At 56.2% G+C, this 21,746-nt stretch carries 17 protein-coding genes; 3 read left to right on the top strand and 14 right to left on the bottom strand.

All coding sequences use genetic code 11. The features are described from left to right. Positions 1-63 precede the first annotated feature (63 nt). The 3 genes from ACQK2Q_RS10970 to ACQK2Q_RS10960 all read right to left on the bottom strand — a co-directional run bounded on the left by ACQK2Q_RS10970 (position 64) and on the right by ACQK2Q_RS10960 (position 3,065). Entirely contained in the window at positions 64-966 is a 903-nt protein-coding gene (locus tag ACQK2Q_RS10970) for a response regulator (RefSeq protein ID WP_425409784.1), read from the bottom strand. A 126-nt stretch (positions 967-1,092) separates the two neighbouring features. Continuing rightward, positions 1,093-2,676: a sensor histidine kinase gene (locus tag ACQK2Q_RS10965; RefSeq protein WP_425409783.1), complete on the bottom strand. Its 1,584-nt coding sequence runs from the start codon at positions 2,674-2,676 to the stop codon at positions 1,093-1,095. A 5-nt stretch (positions 2,677-2,681) separates the two neighbouring features. Beyond that, positions 2,682-3,065: a response regulator gene (locus ACQK2Q_RS10960; protein WP_425409782.1), complete on the bottom strand. Its 384-nt coding sequence runs from the start codon at positions 3,063-3,065 to the stop codon at positions 2,682-2,684. Between the two features lie 154 nt (positions 3,066-3,219). On the opposite strand from ACQK2Q_RS10960, the gene ACQK2Q_RS10955 reads away from it, so the two are divergent. Both ACQK2Q_RS10955 and ACQK2Q_RS10950 read left to right on the top strand, forming a co-directional pair. Beyond that, positions 3,220-5,961: an ATP-binding protein gene (locus ACQK2Q_RS10955; RefSeq protein WP_425409781.1), complete on the top strand. Its 2,742-nt coding sequence runs from the start codon at positions 3,220-3,222 to the stop codon at positions 5,959-5,961. 103 nt (positions 5,962-6,064) lie between these two features. Further along, a complete protein-coding gene (locus ACQK2Q_RS10950) occupies positions 6,065-6,640 on the top strand; it encodes a YqaA family protein (RefSeq protein ID WP_425409780.1) in 576 nt (191 codons plus the stop codon). A gap of 294 nt (positions 6,641-6,934) precedes the next feature. Here ACQK2Q_RS10950 and ACQK2Q_RS10945 read toward each other — a convergent pair whose 3' ends face one another. From ACQK2Q_RS10945 to deoA, 9 genes are all read right to left on the bottom strand, one after another. Beyond that, complete coding sequence (locus ACQK2Q_RS10945; protein ID WP_425409779.1) at positions 6,935-7,753, bottom strand: purine-nucleoside phosphorylase; 819 nt, start codon at positions 7,751-7,753, stop codon at positions 6,935-6,937. A gap of 10 nt (positions 7,754-7,763) precedes the next feature. Further along, on the bottom strand, positions 7,764-8,762 hold the full coding sequence (gene add / locus ACQK2Q_RS10940) for an adenosine deaminase (protein WP_425409778.1): 999 nt from the start codon (positions 8,760-8,762) through the stop codon (positions 7,764-7,766). Next, the gene (gene guaD / locus ACQK2Q_RS10935) at positions 8,759-10,069 is read right to left on the bottom strand and encodes a guanine deaminase (RefSeq protein ID WP_425411149.1); all 1,311 of its coding nucleotides are present in this window, start codon (positions 10,067-10,069) and stop codon (positions 8,759-8,761) included. Before guaD ends, add begins: the two co-directional genes overlap by 4 nt. Positions 10,070-10,076: 7 nt before the next feature. After that, complete coding sequence (locus ACQK2Q_RS10930; protein WP_425409777.1) at positions 10,077-10,436, bottom strand: hypothetical protein; 360 nt, start codon at positions 10,434-10,436, stop codon at positions 10,077-10,079. Between the two features lie 13 nt (positions 10,437-10,449). Further along, entirely contained in the window at positions 10,450-12,840 is a 2,391-nt protein-coding gene (locus ACQK2Q_RS10925) for an aldehyde dehydrogenase family protein (protein ID WP_425409776.1), read from the bottom strand. A gap of 3 nt (positions 12,841-12,843) precedes the next feature. Continuing rightward, the gene (gene deoC / locus ACQK2Q_RS10920) at positions 12,844-13,842 is read right to left on the bottom strand and encodes a deoxyribose-phosphate aldolase (protein WP_425411148.1); all 999 of its coding nucleotides are present in this window, start codon (positions 13,840-13,842) and stop codon (positions 12,844-12,846) included. 37 nt (positions 13,843-13,879) lie between these two features. Then, the gene (locus ACQK2Q_RS10915) at positions 13,880-15,100 is read right to left on the bottom strand and encodes a phosphopentomutase (RefSeq protein WP_425409775.1); all 1,221 of its coding nucleotides are present in this window, start codon (positions 15,098-15,100) and stop codon (positions 13,880-13,882) included. 186 nt (positions 15,101-15,286) lie between these two features. After that, on the bottom strand, positions 15,287-15,688 hold the full coding sequence (gene cdd, locus ACQK2Q_RS10910) for a cytidine deaminase (protein WP_425409774.1): 402 nt from the start codon (positions 15,686-15,688) through the stop codon (positions 15,287-15,289). Between the two features lie 15 nt (positions 15,689-15,703). Continuing rightward, positions 15,704-17,020 carry a thymidine phosphorylase gene (gene deoA, locus ACQK2Q_RS10905; RefSeq protein WP_425409773.1) on the bottom strand — a complete coding sequence of 439 codons (1,317 nt, stop codon included), beginning with the start codon at positions 17,018-17,020 and terminating at the stop codon, positions 15,704-15,706. Between the two features lie 221 nt (positions 17,021-17,241). Here deoA and ACQK2Q_RS10900 point away from each other — a divergent pair, with 221 nt between their 5' ends. Then, the gene (locus ACQK2Q_RS10900; RefSeq protein ID WP_425409772.1) at positions 17,242-19,299 is read left to right on the top strand and encodes a 3-hydroxyacyl-CoA dehydrogenase NAD-binding domain-containing protein; all 2,058 of its coding nucleotides are present in this window, start codon (positions 17,242-17,244) and stop codon (positions 19,297-19,299) included. On the opposite strand, the gene ACQK2Q_RS10895 is transcribed toward ACQK2Q_RS10900, so the two are convergent. Both ACQK2Q_RS10895 and ACQK2Q_RS10890 read right to left on the bottom strand, forming a co-directional pair. Beyond that, positions 19,296-20,498 (bottom strand): aromatic amino acid transaminase, encoded by a 1,203-nt coding sequence (locus tag ACQK2Q_RS10895; RefSeq protein ID WP_425409771.1) that lies wholly within the window; start codon positions 20,496-20,498, stop codon positions 19,296-19,298. The two genes, ACQK2Q_RS10900 and ACQK2Q_RS10895, sit on opposite strands and share 4 nt — an antisense overlap. Continuing rightward, on the bottom strand, positions 20,499-21,734 hold the full coding sequence (locus ACQK2Q_RS10890; protein WP_425409770.1) for a dihydrolipoamide acetyltransferase family protein: 1,236 nt from the start codon (positions 21,732-21,734) through the stop codon (positions 20,499-20,501). Between the last annotated feature and the right edge of the window lie 12 nt (positions 21,735-21,746).

Here is a 21,746-nt window from a genome sequence, read left to right as displayed (position 1 = left end):
TTTTAATTTCCATTGCATTGTCTATCTGGCGATTTTCGAATCCAGGCGCTTTCACTCGCTTGGTTACCCACCGAACAGCCGCTTCTTCTCCTGTCGGGGTAACGCCGCGCGTCGCGTTTGAGCGGTCAGCGGTTTTACAGGCAGGCCGGTCGATTTGCTCAGCACTTTATGCAGAACGTCAAATTCGAGCGGCTTGTTCAAATAGGCTATCACGCCGTCCTGGCGTTTGACGCGCATTACCAGATCGGCGTCTTCGCGCGTTCCGTCCAGCGTTTCTCCGGTGAGAATTATGACAGGGATATGGCTGGTTGCTGACGATGTTCGAAGCCGTTGAATGAAATACAGCCCGGTTCCATCCGGCATCAGATAATCGGAAAGGATGACATCCGGTTTGATTTGTAGCGCCTTGATGAAACCTTCATTCGGGCCGCGCGCCGAAACAAAGTGAAGGCCGACAGCCTCGCATTGTAATTGCAGAACGCGCAGAATATCCGGATCATCATCCACCGCCAGGATTGTACCGGCTGATTGGCTTCGGGCCGCTTGTTGCGCCGGAGTGCGACGAAGAACGGCGGGAGACGGAGAGTGCGCGTCCACGGAAAGAATTTCCGTCACGGCCTTAATCAGATTTTCCCAGGTCTCCGCATCCTTGAGAACGTAACCGGCGCTGAATTGAGCGCAACGCGCGACAACTTTTTCGCTTTTTAGTCCTGTTAAAAAGATAACGGGAATATGCCGATAGTTGTCATTCGTCAGCAGCTTTTCATATACGGTAAAGCCGTTTGCTGCGGGCATATCGATATCAAGGACAATCAGGTCGGGCGGATCAGCATGAACGCTGGTTACGGCGTCGATGCCGTCAGTTACCGTGCGCACATCAAGATTCAAGGCTTCGAAGCGGCGTGTTAACGCCTTTAAAAGCATAAGATCGTCGTCAGCGATCAGGATTTTCTTTTTCTGGTCCACAATTTGATCTCACAGCGTCAATTCATAAAAGGGCGGCGAGAAAGAATATCCCTACAACTCTTAATTGCTGGTTAGGGTTATTCGCGCTCATGCGCGTTAGGAAACCATTAAGTATTGTTCGCCGCGTTATGCTTTGCCTGCATGAAATGCAGAACTTCCGGCCGGCTCACCCCAGGCTGCAGCAAACATGTTGTGAAAAGCGTCATATTCTTTTTGGATGGACCATGCCCCGAGTTTTTCGACAGTGGCGGATATAACGGCGCCCGTTCCTGTATTGTCTGAGATTTCCGACTGAATGATTTCGTCGATTCGGGATGTGAACCCTTCCAGCGACGGCCCCCGCGTCGGCAGTACTAATAACCACTGCGTCTCGGACGGCTGAAAAACGAGATCGGTGCTGCGTATGGCGTGTTGTATTTTATCGTCTATCTTTGAAGTTCCATCTGCGTCGAGGCGGGCTGAAACAACTATGTGGACAAGTGAAATATGATCCAGCGTCCGGTTAAAAAGCGCCAGCCGCTCCTTGTAAAGCGTCAATATCTGTAAGGGATCGAACAGAGGAATGGATATTGAGAATACGCTTCCCCCTGCAGGATCATTGCGCACCGTGATATCGCCCAGATTGTAACGCACTAGTTCCTTGGCAATATAAAGTCCGAGCCCCAAGCGCGCTTCCCCGCCATTTTTATTGCGTTTCGCACAGGATAAATTTTGGTTGAAATGCAAGAGGCGGTCATCGGGGATTGCATGGCCATCGTTTGATATATCGATGACGGCATTTGATCGGGAAAGATCCTGACGGATGCGAAGGCCGACAGTCCCGCCGGCGCGGGCAATGCGGCTACTGTAAAGCGTAATTGCGGAAACTGCTTTTTCAATTTTCTCATGGTCGCAATAAACTATCGGCACGTTACCGCTATGATCGAAAGTCAGGTTAATTTCCTCGCGTGAAAGCGCTTCTTCAAGCCGGGATGCGGGCTGGCCTGCCAGTAAACCTATCGTCGCAGGTTTGCGGCGCATATCGAGTGCAGCCTGCTCAAGTCTTGTGACTTGGAGTAAATCATTCAGCAGAATATTGAGATCGTCCGCGCGGCAGGCAATTGTGTGCAGATAGTCGCGCTGCTCTTCGTTGACATCGCCCAACAGACCGCCCTGCATCACGGCTGCAAACTGCTTGATAACTGAAAGCGGCGTTCTGAGATCATGCGCCAGCATGTTCACATAAGACCCGGCGTTCGCGTTGATGAGTGAAATCTGGCTGGTCAGGGCTTCAATCTGTTCAGCCCTGTCTTTCTGAATAATTTGTATCTCATGGCGCGCAAGCGCACAATCTATTGATCTGGCCAGCAGCGCGGGCGTTATTTCGTCGCGGCGCAAAAAGTCTTTATAAGCAATCGCCAAACCGCTCAATACGGGTTCAGGCGCTCCGGTATCGTTTATGACAATAACGCCGCCGCGCCAGCCGCGTTCATGAGCGATTTCGAGGGTCTCCAAATTGGCGCCTAAATCATTACACTGATTTACGACACACACGGCGACTGAATGTTGCGAAATTGCGGCAAGGCATTCTTGCGAATATTGCACCCTTATGATGTCGCCGCTTTGTTTAGGATCTTCGACCGTTTTTATAAGCTCACTATCGTTTACGGGAACATCGCCAATAATCAGGACGTTCGGCGCGCAATCGGTTTCATGGCCGGCAGTTGTCATATGGGTTATGCAGCGTCGCGCCAAAATTCGTTTACCTGATCCGCCAGAGTGACCGGATCAAAGGGCTTGACGATGACGCCGAGTGCGCCGGACTTTACATAATTTTGCACCTCGCTCGGCTGCGCCTTCGCTGTCATGAAGATTGCGGGCGTCGATTTTAGCTGCGCCTTTTCCCGTATTTTTTTCAATGTTTCCATGCCGTCAATTCCCGGCATCATCATATCGAGTATGATCAGTTGTGGTTGAAATTGCTCCACATGCTCCAGCGCATCCATGCCGTTTTCGTAAAGCGCCACATCGAAACCGCCCAAATCGCCAAGAGCAAGTTTAATGATGGCGCGAATATCAGCGTCATCTTCAACGCAAGCAATTTTTTTTAGCCCAGTCATAAAAATCAAACCCTGGCGTTAGAGGTTCAATGCGAAAAGCAGATTGAGAAGCAGGGATGCTCCTGCCTGCATCACCTGCGAATGTTGGCGAGGTATGGTTTAAATTAAATTAACCAGCTCTTCATACTCTGCGCGCTCAACAAGGGTATCTATTGTGAACAGCTTCGCCAGCCGGATCGTCCTGACGTCAGTCGCGCTCGTGATTTGCACGGCCTCGACTATCGGGGTCATCCAGTATGTCGGTTTTTCAAACGATCAACTTGAAAGACATAAAGAACAACTGGAAACAAAAATAGAACGAGACGCACAATATTTACAAGATATTACCGAAGACGCGCGCAGCGACGTCATGTTTCTAACCGAAACGCCGCCGATCCAGGGCATTATCCGGGCCCGGGAAAATGACGGTGTGGACCCCTTGGACGGCTCATCCGAAGAGGTCTGGAAAAATCGCCTTGGACAGATATTTGAAGGCCTGGCGCGAAACAACAGCGATTATCTTCAAATTCGCTATATTGGCCTCGCCGACAATGGCCGCGAGATTGTACGGGTCGACAGAAATGGCGAGAACATTGTCCGGGTTCTGGACAATAAGCTTCAATCAAAAGGCGCGCGAAACTACGTAGCGGACACATTGAGAAATGATCCTGGAACGCTTTCGCTGTTTGAGATCGATCTCAACCGGGAATTCAATGTTATCGAGCGTCCACTAAAGCCTGTTATGCGGGTGGCGACGCCGGTTCATTCTCAGACAGGCGCCGCGTTCGGCGTTATTGTCATCAACATTAACATGAAGCCCGTCCTGGCGCGATTGACTCATACGGCATCCGAAGGTTCACGTTTGTTTTTAACAAATAAAAACGGGGATTATCTCGTCCACCCAGACACAGAGAAAACGTTTGGGTTTGAATTCGGGACACCTCATATGATTCAGAGTGATTTTCCTGAGCTGGCGCGTTTTGTAAATGATCCAACCCGGCGGCGATTTTCCGAAAATATAACCTACGCTGACGGAAACCATATCGCATATTTTGAAAAGATTGTGTTTGAGCAGGGGCACAATGAGCGATATCTTATTGCAGGCCTGCTTTCGCCTGAAAGCGTATTGTGGTCTGGTATTCGACAGACTCGAAATGACGTTATTCTTATTACGCTGGTTTTCACATTCTTTGGCGCAGTTTTCGCTTTTCTGTTTGCGCGGGTGATTGTCGAGCCGCTGGCGCAATTAAAGCATGCGGCGCAAAAGCTTGAGTCGGGTGGTAATGTCGAACTGATCGAGCCTCCGCGCTCTACGACAGACGAAATTGCGCATCTGAGCGAATCCTTTTTTTCCATGGCGGCGTCTCTGAAAGACCGGCAGGAAAAACTGGAGGAGAAAGAAGCAAAAATCCGCGCAATACTGGAATCGGCGAATAGCCCCATAGTCACCTTCGATGAAGACGGCGTTATACAAACGGTGAATCCAGCCTCATCGACATTCTTTGGGCGTTCGTACACCGATTTAATCGGCTCGAAAATTTCCGATCATGTTGAGGGCTACACGCCAATCAACCGAAACGTCACCGATGACGGCGGCCGGGAATTCAGGGCGATCCTCGGCGACGGTTCGAAGGCTCCTGTGTATCTGTCCGTCAACGAGATGAAATTCAAGGAACGCAAGCAATATGCCGCGATTCTGACAGACCTGACCGAACAAAAGAAAATTGACGGGCTGAAGAGAGATCTTATTGAACAAAGGAAAATGGATAATTTGAAGAGTGAGTTCATTTCCACGGTCAGTCATGAATTGAGAACGCCGCTCACGTCCATTATGGGATCGCTCGGACTTATCCAGTCAGGTTCATTCGGCGCTATACCGGATAAAGCTGCAAGCCTTCTCGATATGGCGCAGAAAAACGGTAAGCGGCTTGTGAACCTGATCAACGATATTCTCGATATTGAAAAAATTGAATCGGGAAATTTCAAATTCCTGTTTGGATATTTCTCCGTAAACGATCTTTTATCCGACGCGAAAATGGCGGCGGAGGGGTACGCCGCCAAGCATAACGTTGAATTGATCATGGAACTCGCTCCTTGCGACATTATGATCAAAGTGGATGAAGGGCGTTTCGCGCAAGTCATGGCGAATTTACTCTCCAACGCCATCAAGTTTTCCGAGGCCGGCTCTTGCGTTATCATGAATGCGACAGTCAGCGAGGAGTCTTTGCGTATTGCCGTGAGCGACAAAGGACCCGGCATACCTCTCGAATTTCAGAAAAGAATTTTTGAAAAGTTCACACAAGCGGATTCCTCATCAACACGGGCGCAAGACGGTACGGGATTGGGGCTTAATATCGCGAAGGCAATTATTGAAAGATTTGACGGTACTATCGGCTTCAAATCGGAACCGGGCGCCGGGACGGAATTTTATTTTGATTTACCGACCCCAGCTCCTGTGAGCCTGGATAGGCGAGAAGGCGTCAAATCGCATGACGATAGTGCAAGAAAGATACTCATTGTAGAAGACAATGCGGATGTACGGTTTGTGGCGACGCGTGTACTTGAAGCTTATGGGGAAATTGTTACTGCTGAGACGAGCCTGGAAGCAGAGGCGTACCTTCAACATAGCAAACCGGATCTCGTAATTCTGGATTTACAGCTTCCGGACAATTACGGATTGGATCTGGCGAACCGGTATTTCAGCGATCCGGCGACATCGCCGAAACTGATTATCTATTCCGTCGAAGAGGTTCCGCCGTACAGGCTTCCTCCTGGCGCAATCTCGCTTGTTAAAACGCGTGCAACGAATGACGATTTGCGTGACGCCGTCGATCTGGCGTTGAATTCAAGCACCGCAAAGCCTGAACTTGCGGAAGAGAATGGTGCGGCGAAGAAGCGACGGGCGACTGACCGCTGATTGCAGCGTTTGCGAAAATGAGAACGGGAACATGCTTGTCGCCTGACAGGCCAGATGGTAACCAGACGCGAAGATAGATTTTTCATCATCGCGCGCGAGAAACTTGTCCAATTTCATTAAATCACTGTCAGAAGAAAGAAAATGGACAGGGCCGGCGGCCGCTGTACTCGGCTTCCTTGAGGGGTCGTTTGTCGTTTTCCCCATGGAGCCTTTATTCATCCCAATGATGGCGGCGCGGGGCAAAGGCGCGTTTATTGTCGCTCTCTGGTTGCTTGCCGGCAATGTGCTGGGCGCGCTTTTAATGTATGCGCTCGGCGCTGTGTTGCTGGAACCGGTGGCGGAGCCGTTGATCAGTTTTCTCGATCTTCAAGAGGAGTATGAGCAGGCGCGTTCCGATCTGCAGGAAAACGCATTCATGTCGTTGTTCCTGGTCGGAATCACGCCATTTCCGTTTCAGGTAGGGACCGCCGCGGCCGGCGCGATCAAACTATCCCTGCCGGTATTTTTGGCTGCCGTAACCTTGTCGCGCGGCGTCAGATATATGGCGCTGGCGGCGCTCGTCATGCTGATTGGGTCGCGTGCGCGCGACTTTATTGAACGCCACGAGCGCTCAATCTTTCTGGCTGGGATCGCCATTTTTGCGGCGATTGGCGCCTGGATGATTTGGGGCGCGCAATAATATAGGGCGCCGTCTGTTTTTTACGCTGGCGGCGCAAAAAACAGACGGGCAAAGAAAAGGGAAGAGAATGCTGGGCGGTCCGGGGGGCGGGCTGGGCATTCTCTTCCCTTGCGAAGCAAGCAAAGATGCAACTCTGCCTCGCAAACGCTGAGCTCAAAAAAGGACGGTTGCACCGCCTGAAAATGAGCAATTTAAGGGTGAACGCCCGATCATGAAGCTTGGTTCCCGGCGGGGCGCAATATTTCAATAAAAAAACCGGAACTATCCAATTTTGTGCATTGTGCAGGCCGGCGGTCAGGCGACTGCAGGCAAAAACCGCAGCATAAGCCGGCTCATTTTTTCAAATGACTGCGCCCCGACCGCCAGCGTTTCATCATGGGTGATTTTATGGGACGCGATGCCTGCCGCGTGGTTCGTAATAAGCGACAGGCCGGCGACTTTCAGTCCTGCGTGGACGGCCGCAATCGCTTCCGGCGCAGTTGACATGCCGACCGCATCCGCGCCCCAACTGGCAAACATGCGCACTTCCGCCGGCGTTTCAAAGCTTGGCCCCTGTGTATAAAGATAGACGCCGCTTGCGAGGTCAATATTCTCGATATTGGCGGCGCTGGCGAGCTTTTCACGCAAAGCTCTGTCATAGGCGTCGCTCATATCCGGAAAGCGCGGGCCGATTTTCTCGTCATTCGGTCCGATTAGCGGATTTTGTCCCGACGCGTTGATGTGATCCTCGATAATCATCAGGGAACCCGGACCCATATCCGGTTTCAGGCTGCCGGCCGCATTGGTGAGAACAAGCGTTTGCGCGCCCAGTGCGCGATAGGCGCGGATCGGCAGCGCGACCTGCTCAATCGGATGACCTTCGTAAAGATGCAATCGTCCCTGCATGCAGGCGACAGGGGCGCCCGCGGCTTTGCCGATCAGCAATTGTCCTGAATGACCGGAGACAGTCGAGGTGGGAAATCCCGGAATATCCTTGTAAGGAATAATTGTTTGCGTTTCTATGACCTCGCCGAACCCGCCGAGTCCGCTGCCAAGCACAAGAACGGTTTTCGGAAAAGGGCCGCCATGCTGCGCGGCGATGGAGTCCGCGGCGGTCTGAACGGCGTCGTACATGGGCGTTTCCTTATTCGTCATCGGCGGTTGCTATATTGTTGAGCAAGCGGGTTTTTGTTTCGTCATCGCAAAAAGCGGCCTCTATAGCGTTTCGGGTAAACCCTAAAAGCGTATCATATGAAAATCCGTGAGCATTCGCGGCGCGTTTATACTCCTCCACGGGGTCGGTATCAAAAAAAGCAGGATCGTCGGCGTTCAGCGTGACGTTCACTCCCGCTTCCGACAGCACGCGTACGGGATGTTCGGCGATGGAGGGGTAAAGCCCCATGGCGACATTCGAGGTAGGGCAAACTTCCAGCGTAACGCTGCGATCGGCCAGCTCCGCTACCAGCGCTGGGTCTTCGATCGCGCGCACGCCGTGCCCGATCCGCTGCACCTTGAAGATCTGAAGCGCGTCGCGAACACTTTCCGGTCCCAATATTTCTCCCGCATGTACGGTGCAATTGAGGCCGGCGTCTCTCGCGATTTCAAAAGCGGATCTGAAATCGGCCGCGGCGCCAAAGGCTTCATCTCCGGCCATGCCGAACCCCGTCACGTAAGGGTGCGGCGAAGCGGCGGCGGCTTTTGCGGTTTCGAAGGCGTGTTCGGCGCCGTAATGGCGAACGGCGGTAACGATGATCCGGCCGGCGACGCTGTTTTCCGTCTCTGCTTCGCGCATGGCGCTCGCGACTGCATCCATCAGCACGGCATAGGGTAAGCCGAAACGCGCAGCGTGCGCCGGGGAAACGATCAGTTCTCCATAGATCATACCTTTCGCAGCCATGCGCTCAAAATAATGAGCGGTAATTTCAAAATAGTCTTCGGGCGTACGCACGACTTCGCTTACCGCGTCGTAGACGTGAAGAAATTCGGTAAATGTTCTCCAGCGATAGGCGCCTGCGTCATCGAAGACGGATGAGATATCGAGCCGATGCCGGGCCGCAAGGCGGCGCGCGTCCGCCGGTGAAACTGTGGCTTCAACATGGCAATGAAGCTCTGCGACAGGCGGGATAGGCGCTGCGTTGCTCATGCGGCGCCATCCCGGTCATGGGCGAGCGCGCCTGCGATGTAGGTTTGTTTGACGGCGCGGTCATCGCCAAGAATCATGAAAGCAAACAGACGCTCTTGAAGGTCGCGGGCCGCACGCATGCGCCTTTCGATCAGGGGCGTCGCCGCGTAATCAAGCACGAGGAAATCCGCCTCGGCGCCCGGCGCCAGATGGCCGATCCTGTCGCCCGCGTTGAGCGCGCGCGCCCCGCCCAGCGTCGCCAGATAAAACAGAGTGAACGGATCAAGGTTGTTGTCGTTCATCTGCGCAACTTTATAAGCGTTTTGCGCGATGTGCAGCATGGAAAAGCTGGCGCCGGCGCCCACATCCGTACCGAGAGATACCTGCGCGCCCGCGTCATGCGCGCTTTTGAGCGAAAATAAGCCGCTACCCAGAAACAGGTTCGATGAGGGACAAAAAGAAATGGCGGCGTTGGCGTCAGCGATGCGGTTGAAGGCGCCGGCGTCCATGTGCAGCGCATGGGCGAATACGGAACGGCCGGTAAGCAACCCGTTGCGCGCATATATATCCAGATAATCCGAAGCCTCTGGAAACAGACGCGCCGCCATTTCGATTTCAGCGTAATTCTCCGAAAGATGGGTTTGTAATAACACATCCGGATAGTCGCGCAGAATTTCTCCCGCCATCCGTAATTGTTCCGCCGAACTCGTCAGTGCGAAGCGCGGCGTCACCGCGTAACCGAGGCGGCCCTTGCCGCGCCATTTTTCAATAAGGCGAACGGTGTCGGCGCGGCCGAGATCCGCGCCGTCGCACAGCACCGCATCGGCGTTTTGGTCCATCAGCACCTTGCCTGCATAGAGGCGCATGCTTTTTTCAAGCGCGGCTTCAAAAATTGCATCTACGGAATCGGCGTGACTGGAGGCGAAGACAAGCGCAGTTGTCGTTCCATTGCGCAGAAGTTCGCGAAGGAAAAATTGCGCCGTCTCGCGCGCATGGGCGGGGTCGGCGAAGGCCGCTTCGGCGGGGTAAGTGTATCGTTCAAGCCAGTCGAGCAATTGCGCGCCATGCGCGCCGATAATATCAGTTTGCGGATAGTGAATATGCGTGTCGATGAAGCCCGGCGTAATCAGGCAGTTCTTAAAATGGAGGGGCGTGACGCCAGCGGGCAGGCTGTCCGCCAACTCCACATAGGAACCCGTATTGACCACATAGCCGTTTTCCACGAGCAAAAGCCCGTCATCGAAAAACCGGACGGCGTCGTCATTGCCCGCCAGAAGCGGATCGTCGTTCACATACAATATTTGTGCGCGGAAAGCCTCAAGCGCCATGGCGGGACTATTGATCTTCCTGCTGATTGAGCCAGCTGCCGAGCTGTTCACGTTCCGCCTGCGTCATGTCGGTCGTGTTTCCAAGCGGCATGAGATCGCTGTCGACAGTTTGCAGGCGGATCTCCCAGGCGAATTCCCGCACGCTCGCCAAAGTTTCAAGGGAAAGCCCGCCCGCGGGCGCGGCATAAATTTCATTGCTTGGCTCTGCAGCGTGGCAAGAGATGCAATGTTTTTCCATCATCGACGCAATCTCGCGGTCGTCAACTTTATTGCCGCCGGTCGTTTCAGCCATCGATTGCGCGTTGACGCAACCCGTTAACAACGACGCCAGCAGGCCTGCCAAAACGCTCCTTGTATGATTCCACATGCGTATATCGCCTTTAATCGCCATAGGGCAGCCAGATATTTTTCACTTCGCAAGCATGACGCAAAAATTCGCGGCCTTCGCCGGTGCGCGCATCGCTCCAGTCGCGTGAGCGTCCATTATTCGTCCAGACCCGTTTCAAATTGTCGGCGGACGCTTTCTCGACAAATTGGCATTCCTCGGCGGACCCGTGATGCCAGATGGCTTCCACCTGATCGTGTTCGGCGAGCGTTTTGACCAGCGCTGCGTGCTCGCCGGTGACAATATTGACGACGCCGCCGGGCACATCCGACGTTTCGAGAATTTGATAAAAGTCCGTCGCCAGTAGCGGATAGCGCTCCGAGGGGACAACGACGACGCGGTTGCCCATGGCGACAGCCGGCGCCCACATGGAAACGAATGAAAGCAGAGGCGACGCATCCGGGCAGACAACGCCGATCACGCCCACGGGCTCGTTCATGGCGAGCACCACATTGCGTTGCGGCGGCGAATGGGCCAGTCCGTCATATTTGTCCGCCCAAGCGCCATAGGCGAAAAGGCGGGAAATGCTGGCTTGCACTTCCTTGCGCGCTTTCGATTTTGAAACGCCGGTGATCTGTTGCAGACGTTTGGCGAATTCATCGGCGCGTTTGGAAAAATTTTCGGCGATGAAATATAATATCTGCGCGCGGGCGTGGCCGGTGGTTGCGCCCCAGCCTTGCGCTTTAAACGCGGCCTCGACCGCGTCGCGAATATCCTTGCGGTTGCCGTAGGAAACCCGTCCCGCATAAGACCCGTTATGAGCGGCGACCGGCATGGTGCGCCCCCAGTCCGGACGCTTCTGTTTGCCGCCGATAAACTGTTTCGGCGTCTGGTCGAGGCCGCCATCAGGGTCGCCAGTATCGGGTTCGCCGCTGATCTCCGGCGCCGGCGCCGGTTTTTCCTCGCCGCCCCATTCTTTTTGCAGTTTCAGGTACTCGAAGACGCCTTCGCGCCCGCCCTCGCGACCGAAACCGGATTCGCGATAGCCGCCAAAGCCGCAGGCGGCGTCGAAACCGTTAGTGGTGTTGATCCAGACGACGCCGGCTTTTACGGCGCTCGCCGCTTCCAGCGCGCGGTTGATGTTTTCCGACCAGATTGTCGCGGCGAGCCCGTAACGGGTGTTGTTGGCGAGGTCGACGGCTTCTTTCAGGGTACGGAATGTCATGGACGTCAGGACGGGTCCGAAAATTTCTTCGCGCACGGCGACGTTGGAGGGTGAAACGTTGGAAATCAGCGTCGGCGGATAAAAGCAGCCGACTTGCGGAATCTCAATGTCCGGGCGCCAGACGTCGCCGCCTTCCTTTTCACCCTGCGCCACAAGCGATTGAATACGGTCCCGCTGCACCGGGTCGACAATGGCGCCCATATCAACGGCCTTGTCGAGCGGATCGCCAATGCGAAACGACGACAGGCGGCGTTTGATTTTTTCCGTCACCTTGTCGGCGACGCTTTCCTCGACCAGAAGACGCGATCCCGCGCAGCAAACCTCGCCCTGATTGAACCAGATGGCGTCGACAAGTCCCTCGACCGCGCCGTCAAGATCGGCATCCTCGAAGATGATGAAGGGCGATTTACCGCCAAGCTCCAGCGAGAGTTTTTTGCCCGAACCCGCCGTCTGGCGGCGAATGATGCGGCCTACTTCCGTGGAGCCGGTAAAGGCGATCTTGGCGATGTCCGGATGCTTCACGATCAGTTCGCCTGTCTCGCCCGCGCCGGTGACGATGTTAACGACGCCTGACGGAATTTTCGCTTCCTTGCACAACTCCGCGAAATAAAGCGCTGTGAGGCTTGTGTATTCGGCCGGCTTCAGCACTACGGTATTCCCAAGCGCGATCGCGGGCGCGATTTTCCACGCCAGCATCAATAGCGGAAAATTCCACGGAATAATCTGTCCGACCGGCCCTAACGGTTCGTAGTCTGAGAATTCCGTTTCCTGCAACTGCGCCCAGCCGGCGTGATGATAAAAATGCCGCGCAACGAGGGGAATATCGATATCGCGCGTTTCACGAATCGGTTTGCCGTTATCGAGCGTTTCCAGAACGGAAAGAAATCGCGCATTTTTCTGGACAAGACGCGCCAGCGCATAAAGATATTTTGCGCGCTCATGGCCTGACAGCTTCGCCCATTTCGGAAAGGCGGATTTCGCGGCGCTGACGGCGGCGTCCACTTCCGCTTCCCCGGCCGCGGAAAAGCGCGCCAGTATTTCCCCGTCGGCGGGGTTCCGGCTCTCGATGGTCTTTTGCCCGTCGCCGCCGGATGTAAACGCGCCGTTGATGTAGTGTTGAAACCCGTCTGATTTTTCCTTCAGCCAGTCGCGTACAAATGCGGACTCTTCCGGCGCGGGGCCGTATTCCATACTTTCAAAAATTTCTGCCGTATTGGACATGGCTTATCCCATCGGGTGGCGGTTGGCGGCCGAATAACGCCCGGTCGCATGATGTTCGAGCTGGCGTTCGATATCGCCAAGCAGGCGTGAGGCGCCGAACCGGAACAGTTTTGGCGTCAGCCAATCATTCCCCAGTTCTTCCTTTAATAAAACCAGATATTGAAGCGCGGTTTTGGCGTCGGAGATGCCGCCCGCCGGTTTAAAACCGACCTTTGCGCCCGTCGCGTCGTGAAAATCCCGGATGGCGCGCATCATCACGAGGCTGACGGGCAGGGTGGCGTTCACAGGCTCCATGCCGGTGGAAGTCTTGATGAAATCGGCGCCAGCCATCATGGCGACCATGGACGCCTTGCCGACCTTGCCGATAGAGCCAAGCTCGCCGGTTGCAAGGATCGCCTTTAAATGCGCCGGCCCGCACGCTTCGCGGAAGGCTTTGACCTCGTCATAAAGCGCGCGCCAGTTTGCGCTGAGAATATGCCGCCGGCTGACGACGATATCGATTTCCGTTGCGCCTGCGGCGACGGAAAGCTCGATTTCCTTGAGGCGCGTTTCAAAAGGCGATTGCCCCGCCGGAAAACCGGTGGAAACCGCCGCCACTTCAACGGGCGAACCCTTCAGGGCCGCCGCCGCCGTTTCAATGAATGCGTGATAGACGCACACTGCGCCAACGGTGAGGTTTAATCCTTCCGCATCCAGATCTTTCAGGAGATCTGAGCGAACGGGCTGCATCGCCTTGGCGCATAACCGGCGCACGCGCCCGTCCGTATCGTCGCCGGCGAGCGTTGTTAAATCCATGCAGGATATGGCCTTTAACAGCCACGCCGCCTGCCAGTCTTTCTTTACGGTGCGCCGGCCTGCGAGCGTCGCAATGCGCCGTTCCGCAGCGGAACGGTTGACGCGCACCGTATCCACCAGATCAAGGTCAAGAGGAGTTCCCGGGTTGCGCGCATGATCGCCATTGCTTCCGCCGGCGCTTTCCTTTCGGCGCTTTTCGAGGTCCATTACATTAGTACGGTTCATGTCAGAACTCTTTCCACCATCACCCCAGAAAAGACTTACCCGCCGCCAGCGGCGGGGAGCCTAAATGCGCCGCCAGCGACTGCCCGATATCGGCGAAACTGTCGCGCCGGCCGATTGACCCGGCTTTCACTTTTTCGCCGAAGGCGATCACCGGAATAAACTCGCGCGTATGGTCCGAGCCGGGCCATGTGGGGTCGCAGCCATGATCGGCGCTTAACACGACAACGTCATCGGGTCTCAGCGCGGCCTCCAGCTCCGGCAGGCGCTTGTCGAACGACTCCAGCGCTGCAGCGTAGCCGGCGATGTCACGCCGGTGGCCGTACAGCATATCGAAGTCCACAAAGTTTGCGAAGATTATGGAGCCATCCGGCGCATTTTCGATTTCTTCCAGCCAGGCGTCAAATAGCGCCTCATTGCCATGCGCCTTGACGGATTTCGTGACGCCGCTGCCGGCGAAAATATCGCTGATCTTCCCGATCCCGATCACCGGGCGGTCTTGTTCCGCATAGAGATCAAGCAGCGTTGGCGCGTGCGGCGGCGTTGCGTAGTCTTTCCGGTTGCCGGTGCGCACGAAATCGCCTTTGCGTTCGCCGATGAAGGGCCGCGCAATCACTCTGCCGACATTATATTCGTCAACGAGTTTACGTGCGACTTTGCAGACATCATAAAGACGCTCAAGACCAAAATGCTTTTCGTGCGCGGCGATCTGGAAAACGGAATCCGCAGAGGTGTAGACAATCGGTTTGCCGGTCTCGATGTGTTCTTCGCCCAGTTCCTCGATAATCACCGTGCCGGACGCGTGTTTGTCGCCGAGCAAGCCGGGCAGCTCCGCTTGCGCTATCAGTTTGTCGAGCAGCGCGTCCGGGAAGCTTGGCGGGCCTTTAGGAAACATGCCCCATTCAAACTCTACAGGTAGGCCCATCATCTCCCAGTGCCCGCTAGGCGTATCCTTGCCGAAGCTGCGTTCGGCCGCATAGCCGTAGGCCGCGTCGAAAGCGGATGGCCCTGCGACTGGCGCCTCAGCGCCCGTCGCCTCGCGCGCCAGTTCGCCGAGACCGAGCCGCATCAGGTTCGGAATTTTCAACGGTCCGGCGCGGAGCCCGTCCTTGTCCGCATCGCCGGCGGCGCACGCTTCAGCGATATGCACGAATGTATTCGCACCTTCATCACCGAATTTGTGCGCGTCTTCGCTGGCGCCGACGCCGAAGGAATCCAGTATGCCGATGAGTGCGCGCGCCAAGTCGTTTGCCTGTTGTTCAGTTCTGCTTCGTTCGTTGCGGCGGACAGTTCGTCAAGGCGTTCAGCACGCTTTGAAACAATCGTCGCGCCGGAAAAAGGGTTGTGCTATCAAAGTCATAACATCCTATTTAATCTAGCAATCTTCAGCATGAATTAAAACCTAAAACGGCGGTTCGAGGTTTCACACTTAAGATTTCAGGCGGAAGGCGCGGGGCAGAAGCTCAGCGACTGTCAGGGACTGAATGACGCCGTCTGCGCCCTTTAACAGGACCGCCGTGTCTTCGCCTGCGAATTCTGCGATAGCCTGCCGGCATCCGCCGCAGGGCGCACACTCTGTAATCGCATCCGCGCCGCCGAGAACGGCGATTTTTGCGATTTCCCCGCCGCCGGCGCTCACCATCGCCGCTATGGCGGAAGTTTCGGCGCAGTTCCCTAGCGGATAGGCCGCGTTTTCCACATTGCAGCCGCAATGGATGGCGCCGTTCTTGTCGAGGATCGCCGCGCCGACTTTGAATTTCGAATAAGGCGCATAGGCGCGCTCGCGAATTTTCAACGCATGTTCAAATAGTTCTTCGTCCGTACAGGTCATAGATTGTGCTTACGGTTATGCAATGGTTTCATAAATCACAGGGCGTTTTTCCGGCGGCGTCTGTGAAATTTCACAAGCGTCTTTATAGGATTTTATGGCCTGCGCCAGCGCGTTGTCATCGCCTGCATGGACGATCGCGAGCGGCCGGTCATCGCCGACCGCCTCGCCCGTTGCGGCGATATGGGTGAACCCTACGGAATGGTCGAGCTCTTCGTCGACTGTGGCGCGCCCGCCGCCAAGATTGACAATCGCCATGCCGATCTTTCTTGTATCGATTTTCGCCAGGTAACCGGTGGAGGGCGCGGGAACGGGCGCCGAATATTTCGCTTCCGGCAGATAGGCACGATGCTTTTCCATAAAGTCCGAAGGACCGCCCAGCGCCGAAACCATTTGCGCGAAAATCTCCGCAGCCCGTCCGGATGTGATCGCCGTTTCAACTTTGCCTTCGGCGTCTGATTTATCGCTCGCAATTTGCGTCATCATCAACAAATCGGCGCATAGAGCTTTGATGACCCGGTCAAGTCGGGCTTCGCGGTGTTCATTCTTCAGATAGGCGACAATTTCATCAATTTCGACGGCGTTGCCAGCGGTCCGCCCCAGCGGTTCGGCCATATCGGTTATCAGCGCGCGGGTTTTCAAGTTCGCCTTGTTTCCGGTTGCTACAATGCTCTCGCCGAGCGCTCTTGCGGCTTCCAGCGAAGGCATGAACGCGCCGGAACCTGTCTTGATGTCCATCGCCAGCGCCTGATTGCCGGCGGCGATTTTCTTGGACAGGATCGACGCCGTAATCAGCGGAATGGATTCCACCGTCGCAGTGATATCGCGAATGGCGTAAAGCCGCTGGTCGGCAGGGGCGAGTTTTGCTGTCTGCCCGATAATCGCGCACCCCACATCTTTCACCACGCGTTTGAATGCGGCGGTGTCCGGTTTGACGTTATAGCCGGGAATGCTTTCGATCTTGTCGAGCGTGCCCCCGGAATGGCCGAGACCCCGGCCGGAAATCATCGGCACATAGCAGCCGCAGGCGGCGGCGATGGGCGCAAGCGCAAAGCTCACCTTGTCGCCAACCCCCCCGGTGGAGTGTTTATCGGCAACGGGCCCGGAGAGATTTTCGTGACGCCAGTCGATAACATCGCCAGACCGCGCCATGGCCAGCGTCAATGCTGCGGTTTCCTTTTCCGTCATTGAACGGAAGAAAATCGTCATCGCCAGCGCAGCAGCCTGTTCAGACGGCAGGGAGTGATCGGCGAGTGCGGATACAAATGCTTTGATCTCGGAGCCGGCAAGCTCGCCGCCATCGCGTTTTTTTCGTATGATCTCGGCAATCCGCATTGTCTGTAAAGTTTCTCCAGACCGTCCCACCTGGCGAGGGGGGAAGGGTACTAAGCAGATGCGTGCGCAAAAGTCTAATAAATTCGCCGCCAGCATCGGGACGCAGCGGGTATCCCCGCCGCAACGAGCGCCTGTTTTCCTGTGCGGCGGTGTTGAATATCGCCGCCGGCAAAGCGATAAACCGCGGGCGCGCATCGCGACGGAAACAAAGGGAAACCAAAATGGCTGTCATCACCACCCGCAAAGAAGGCGACCTTTTAATTGTAACCTCGGATAATCCGCCGGTGAACGCCCTCGGGCAGGCTGTACGTGCGGGGCTGACAGGCGCAATTGAAGAAGCGGCGCAGGATGATGACGTCAAAGCGGTGGTGATCCGCTGCGAAGGCCGCACATTTTTCGCCGGCGCCGATATTACCGAGTTCGGAAAGCCGCCGCTGGACCCGTGGCTGCCGGAGGTCGTCAACACGATCGAGGCGAGCGCGAAACCGGTCGTCGCCGCGATTCACGGCACAGCGCTCGGCGGCGGGCTGGAAGTGGCGCTCGGCTGTCACTACCGCATTGCTGTTCCGTCAGCGAAGCTGGGCTTGCCGGAAGTCAAGCTGGGCATTCTGCCCGGCGCGGGGGGCACGCAGCGGCTGCCGCGCATTGTCGGCGTCAGCGACGCCTTGCAGATGATCGTGACCGGCGATCCCATCGCCGCGAAAAAAGCCGCCGATATCGGGCTTGTGGACCGGCTGGCCGATGAAAATGCGTTGGATGCCGACGCAATCGCTTTCGCCAGCGACATTATCAGCAATGCTTCGCATCCCAAAACAAGTGAGCGTACGGATAAAATTGCGGCTGATGCAAAAAATCCCGGCCTGTTTGAAGATTTCAAAAAGAACAACGCAAAACGCCTGCGCGGTTTCGAAGCGCCCGCCGCCTGCATCGAGGCGGTGCGCGCCGCTGTCGAGCTTCCTTTCGAGGACGGGGTCAAAAAAGAGCGTGAGCTGTTCACAAAACTGGTTTCCGGCGATCAATCGAAAGCGTTGCGCCACGTCTTTTTTGCAGAACGCGCCGCCTCCAAAATCGACGATATTCCAGCTGATACGCCGGTCATTCCGATTAACAAGGTCGGCGTCCTCGGCGCCGGCACCATGGGCGGCGGAATTTCCATGAATTTCCTCTCCGCGGGCATCCCGGTGACGATTGTCGAACGCGAAGAGGCCGCGCTTGAGCGCGGCGTCGGCATTATCAGGAAAAATTACGAGCGCACGGCCGCGCGCGGACGCATGACGCAGAAGCAGGTCGACAAGGCCATGAGCCTATTAACGCCGACATTGTCATATGACGATGTCGCTGATTGCGATCTGGTGATCGAAGCCGTGTTTGAGGACATGGATGTAAAAAAAGACGTTTTCAACACGCTTGACGCCATAGTGAAAGACGGCGCGATCCTCGCCACGAATACGAGCTACCTCAACGTCGACGAGATCGCCGCCGTTACCAAGCGGCCGGAGGCGGTTATCGGTCTGCATTTCTTTTCGCCGGCGAACATCATGAAATTGCTCGAGATCGTGCGCGGGGAAAAAACATCCGCGCCGGTCCTGAAAACGGCGATGGCTCTCGCCAAGAAGATCAAAAAAGTTGCCGTTGTCGCCGGCGTCTGCTTCGGTTTCATCGGCAACCGCATGCTGCGCCAGCGGCAGGATCAGGCGCAGGTGCTGCTGCTGGAAGGCGCGAAACCCTGGGATGTGGACCGTGTCCTGACGGAATTCGGCCTGCCCATGGGGCCGTTCCAGATGGCGGATCTCGCGGGCCTCGATCTCGGGTGGAATAAGGAAACGTCGAAAAGCGCCACCATTCGCGAGGTGCTGTGCGAGCGCGACCGGCGCGGCCAGAAGACCGGCAAGGGATTTTACGATTACGATGAGAACCGTCGCGGATCGCCGTCAAAGGAAGTCGAGGACATTATTGCTGAATTCGCCGCCAAATCGGGCAATGAACAGCGCGACATCAGCGACCAGGAAATTCTCGAGCGTCTTTTATATCCCATGGTGAACGAAGGCGCGAAGATTTTAGAGGAAGGCAAGGCGCAGCGCGCATCCGATATCGATATCGTCTGGCTCAACGGCTATGGCTGGCCGGCTTACACGGGCGGACCGATGTTCTGGGCCGATATGATTGGCCTGCAGACGATCGTCGACGGTCTTGAAAAACACGCTGACAGGCTGGGCGCGGATTTTGAAATCTCAAAATTTCTCAAAGACAAGGCGGCGAAAGGCGAGACGTTTAATTAAACCGCTACGTCCTTATAGGCCGTGACAATCGCTTCCACATTGCTGGTGTTCACGCCGCACATATTGATGCGGCCGTTGCCGGTCATGTAGACCCCGTGCTTTTCACGGAAGACGTCTGTTTGCTCTTTCGTCACCGGCAGCATGGAAAACATGCCGCGCTGGCGCGTGATGAAATCGAGCCGGTCGCCGAGTTGCATTTCGCGCGCAGTCTTCACAAGAAGTTCGCGATTGCCGATGACGGCGCCGCGCATATGGTCAAGCTCGTTTTTCCATGCGGCGCGCAGGCTATCGTCATGCAAAATCTTGCTCACGATCAAGCCGCCATGAGCGGGCGGCATGGAATAATTGCCGCGCGCGAGCGACGTCATATGGCTCACCATGATTTTGGCATGCTCGGCGTCCCTGCCGACGGCGATCAGCGCGCCGGCGCGCTCGCGATAGAGCCCGAAGTTTTTCGAGCAGGAATAGGCGATCAGCGCCGAGGGTAAACGCCGGGCCGCCTCGCGCGCCATATAGGCGTCAGCATCGAGACTTTCGCCGAAGCCGTGATAGGCCGTGTCGATAAAGACAGCAAAGCCCTGGCTTTCCGCCGCATCGAAAATCGCGTCGATCTGCGCATTGGTTAAATCCGCTCCCGTCGGATTATGACAACAGCCATGCAGCAGAAGGACATTGTCTTTTCCGAGCCTTTCAACACCGCCCATGAAATCATCGAAATCGATGGCGCATTTTTCTTTGTTGTAAAACGGCAGCGCGATCACCTCGAGGCCTGCGGCCTGCATCAGCGGTTTGTGGTTCGCCCAGGTGGGCTCGCCCACATGGATAGATTTGGCGCCCGACCGCGCCAGCAATTCGGCCCCGATGCGCAAAGCGCCGCAGCCGCCGGGCGTCTGGATCGCAGCAAGGCGTGCGTCCTTCGCCGCCGGATGACCGGCGCCGAACAAGAGATCCACAATAGCCTCGCCAAACCCTGGCGCGCCCTCAGGCGGCAGGTACACCTTGGTGGTTTCGTTTTCCACGAGCTGGTTTTGCGCGTCCGCGACAGCTTGCATCACCGGCGTTCGGTTATCCGGCGTGCGGAAGACCCCGACGCCGAGATCGATCTTGTCCTCGCGCGTATCGGCGCGGAAAGCGGCGGAAAGACCGAGAATGGCGTCAGGCTGGACAAGCTTCAAATCGGAAAACATCGGATCGCTCATTTATTGCTGCGGCCAGTTCTCTAGCACCTCCACGAAGCGAGACAACCATGCATTCGTCTGCGCGCCGTCAAGGGCGCGATGGTCGATGGTGAGAGACACATAGGCCATGGGACGGATCTGCATGGAATCGACGCCGTCGACGGTTTTCACCACAACCCGCTTTTCCAGCTTGCCGACGCCGAGAATGGCCGATTGCGGCTGATTAATAATGATGGGGGATGCGACCAGCGAGCCGGACGTGCCGTGATTAGAGATAGAAAAAGTGCCGCCACGGATGTCTTCGCGGCCAAGCGCGCCGTCACGCGCTTTTTCCGTCAGGCGCTGCAATTCGCTGGCGATATCAAACAGCGAGCGCCGCTGCACCTGCTGCACGACGGGAACGATCAGACCCTTGTCGCCGAGCGCAGTCCCGACGCCGATATTGATATCCTCAAAAACTTCAAGGTAATCGTCATGCCACTGACTGTTGACCTTTGGCGAAACACGCATGGCTTCGACGCAGGCGGCGAGGAAATAAGCGGTGTAGGTGAGTTTGACGCCGCGTTTTGCGTAGTCGTTCTTGTGCATGTCGCGGTGGGCGGCGATGGCGGTGAAGTCGGCCTCGAAAACAGCGGTGACATGCGGCGCCGTGGCGACGGAGTGCGACATATGTTCTGCAATGCGCCGGCGCATCCGGTCGTGCGGAATTTTTTCCGATGCGCCTGCGCCGCCGGACGGCGCGCGCGCAAATGCAGGGGCCTTAGCCGGCTTACCGCCATCTTTCAGATAGGTCTCCACATCGGCGCGGGTGAGGCGGCCGTCCTTGCCGGTGCCGCCGATTTGCGACGGATCAAGTTCGTTTTCGAGAACGAGGCGGCGCACGGACGGCGAGAGCCGGTTTTCCTTGTCTGCAACCGCCGCTGCGGCGACTTCCGCTGCGCCATTTGGCTTTGGTGTTTCTTTTTCCGGTTCAGGCGTTGCGTCTGTTGATTCCGGCGCTGCGTTTCCGGTTTTTGCCTCGCCTTCGCCGATCCGGCCGAGAACGGCGCCGGGTTCCGCGGCGGCGTCTTCGGAAATCACAATCTCCTTTAACACCCCGCTTGCGGGGGCGGGTACTTCAACCGCCACCTTGTCGGTTTCAAGCTCGACAATCGGATCGCCTTCCGCAACGGCCTCGCCGATTTTTTTCAGCCAGGCGCGAACAACGGCCTGCGTGCCTTCCTGCTCGACGGGCGCCAGAACATCAGTATCGGTCATAAATTCGCTCAA

Source organism: Hyphococcus sp., assembly GCF_965228385.1.
Lineage (GTDB): Bacteria > Pseudomonadota > Alphaproteobacteria > Caulobacterales > Parvularculaceae > Hyphococcus.
This window is presented reverse-complemented; position numbering and strand designations above follow the sequence as displayed.

Excerpts from the sequence above, each read along its gene's own strand:
- ACQK2Q_RS10965 (WP_425409783.1), bottom strand. The coding sequence starts at position 2,676 with ATGACAACTGCCGGCCATGAAACCGATTGCGCGCCGAACGTCCTGATT.
- ACQK2Q_RS10960 (WP_425409782.1), bottom strand. The coding sequence starts at position 3,065 with ATGACTGGGCTAAAAAAAATTGCTTGCGTTGAAGATGACGCTGATATT.
- ACQK2Q_RS10945 (WP_425409779.1), bottom strand. The coding sequence starts at position 7,753 with ATGTACGACGCCGTTCAGACCGCCGCGGACTCCATCGCCGCGCAGCAT.
- add (WP_425409778.1), bottom strand. The coding sequence starts at position 8,762 with ATGAGCAACGCAGCGCCTATCCCGCCTGTCGCAGAGCTTCATTGCCAT.
- guaD (WP_425411149.1), bottom strand. The coding sequence starts at position 10,069 with ATGGCGCTTGAGGCTTTCCGCGCACAAATATTGTATGTGAACGACGAT.
- ACQK2Q_RS10930 (WP_425409777.1), bottom strand. The coding sequence starts at position 10,436 with ATGTGGAATCATACAAGGAGCGTTTTGGCAGGCCTGCTGGCGTCGTTG.
- ACQK2Q_RS10925 (WP_425409776.1), bottom strand. The coding sequence starts at position 12,840 with ATGTCCAATACGGCAGAAATTTTTGAAAGTATGGAATACGGCCCCGCG.
- deoC (WP_425411148.1), bottom strand. The coding sequence starts at position 13,842 with ATGGACCTCGAAAAGCGCCGAAAGGAAAGCGCCGGCGGAAGCAATGGC.
- cdd (WP_425409774.1), bottom strand. The coding sequence starts at position 15,688 with ATGACCTGTACGGACGAAGAACTATTTGAACATGCGTTGAAAATTCGC.
- deoA (WP_425409773.1), bottom strand. The coding sequence starts at position 17,020 with ATGCGGATTGCCGAGATCATACGAAAAAAACGCGATGGCGGCGAGCTT.
- ACQK2Q_RS10900 (WP_425409772.1), top strand. The coding sequence starts at position 17,242 with ATGGCTGTCATCACCACCCGCAAAGAAGGCGACCTTTTAATTGTAACC.
- ACQK2Q_RS10895 (WP_425409771.1), bottom strand. The coding sequence starts at position 20,498 with ATGAGCGATCCGATGTTTTCCGATTTGAAGCTTGTCCAGCCTGACGCC.
- ACQK2Q_RS10890 (WP_425409770.1), bottom strand. The coding sequence starts at position 21,734 with ATGACCGATACTGATGTTCTGGCGCCCGTCGAGCAGGAAGGCACGCAG.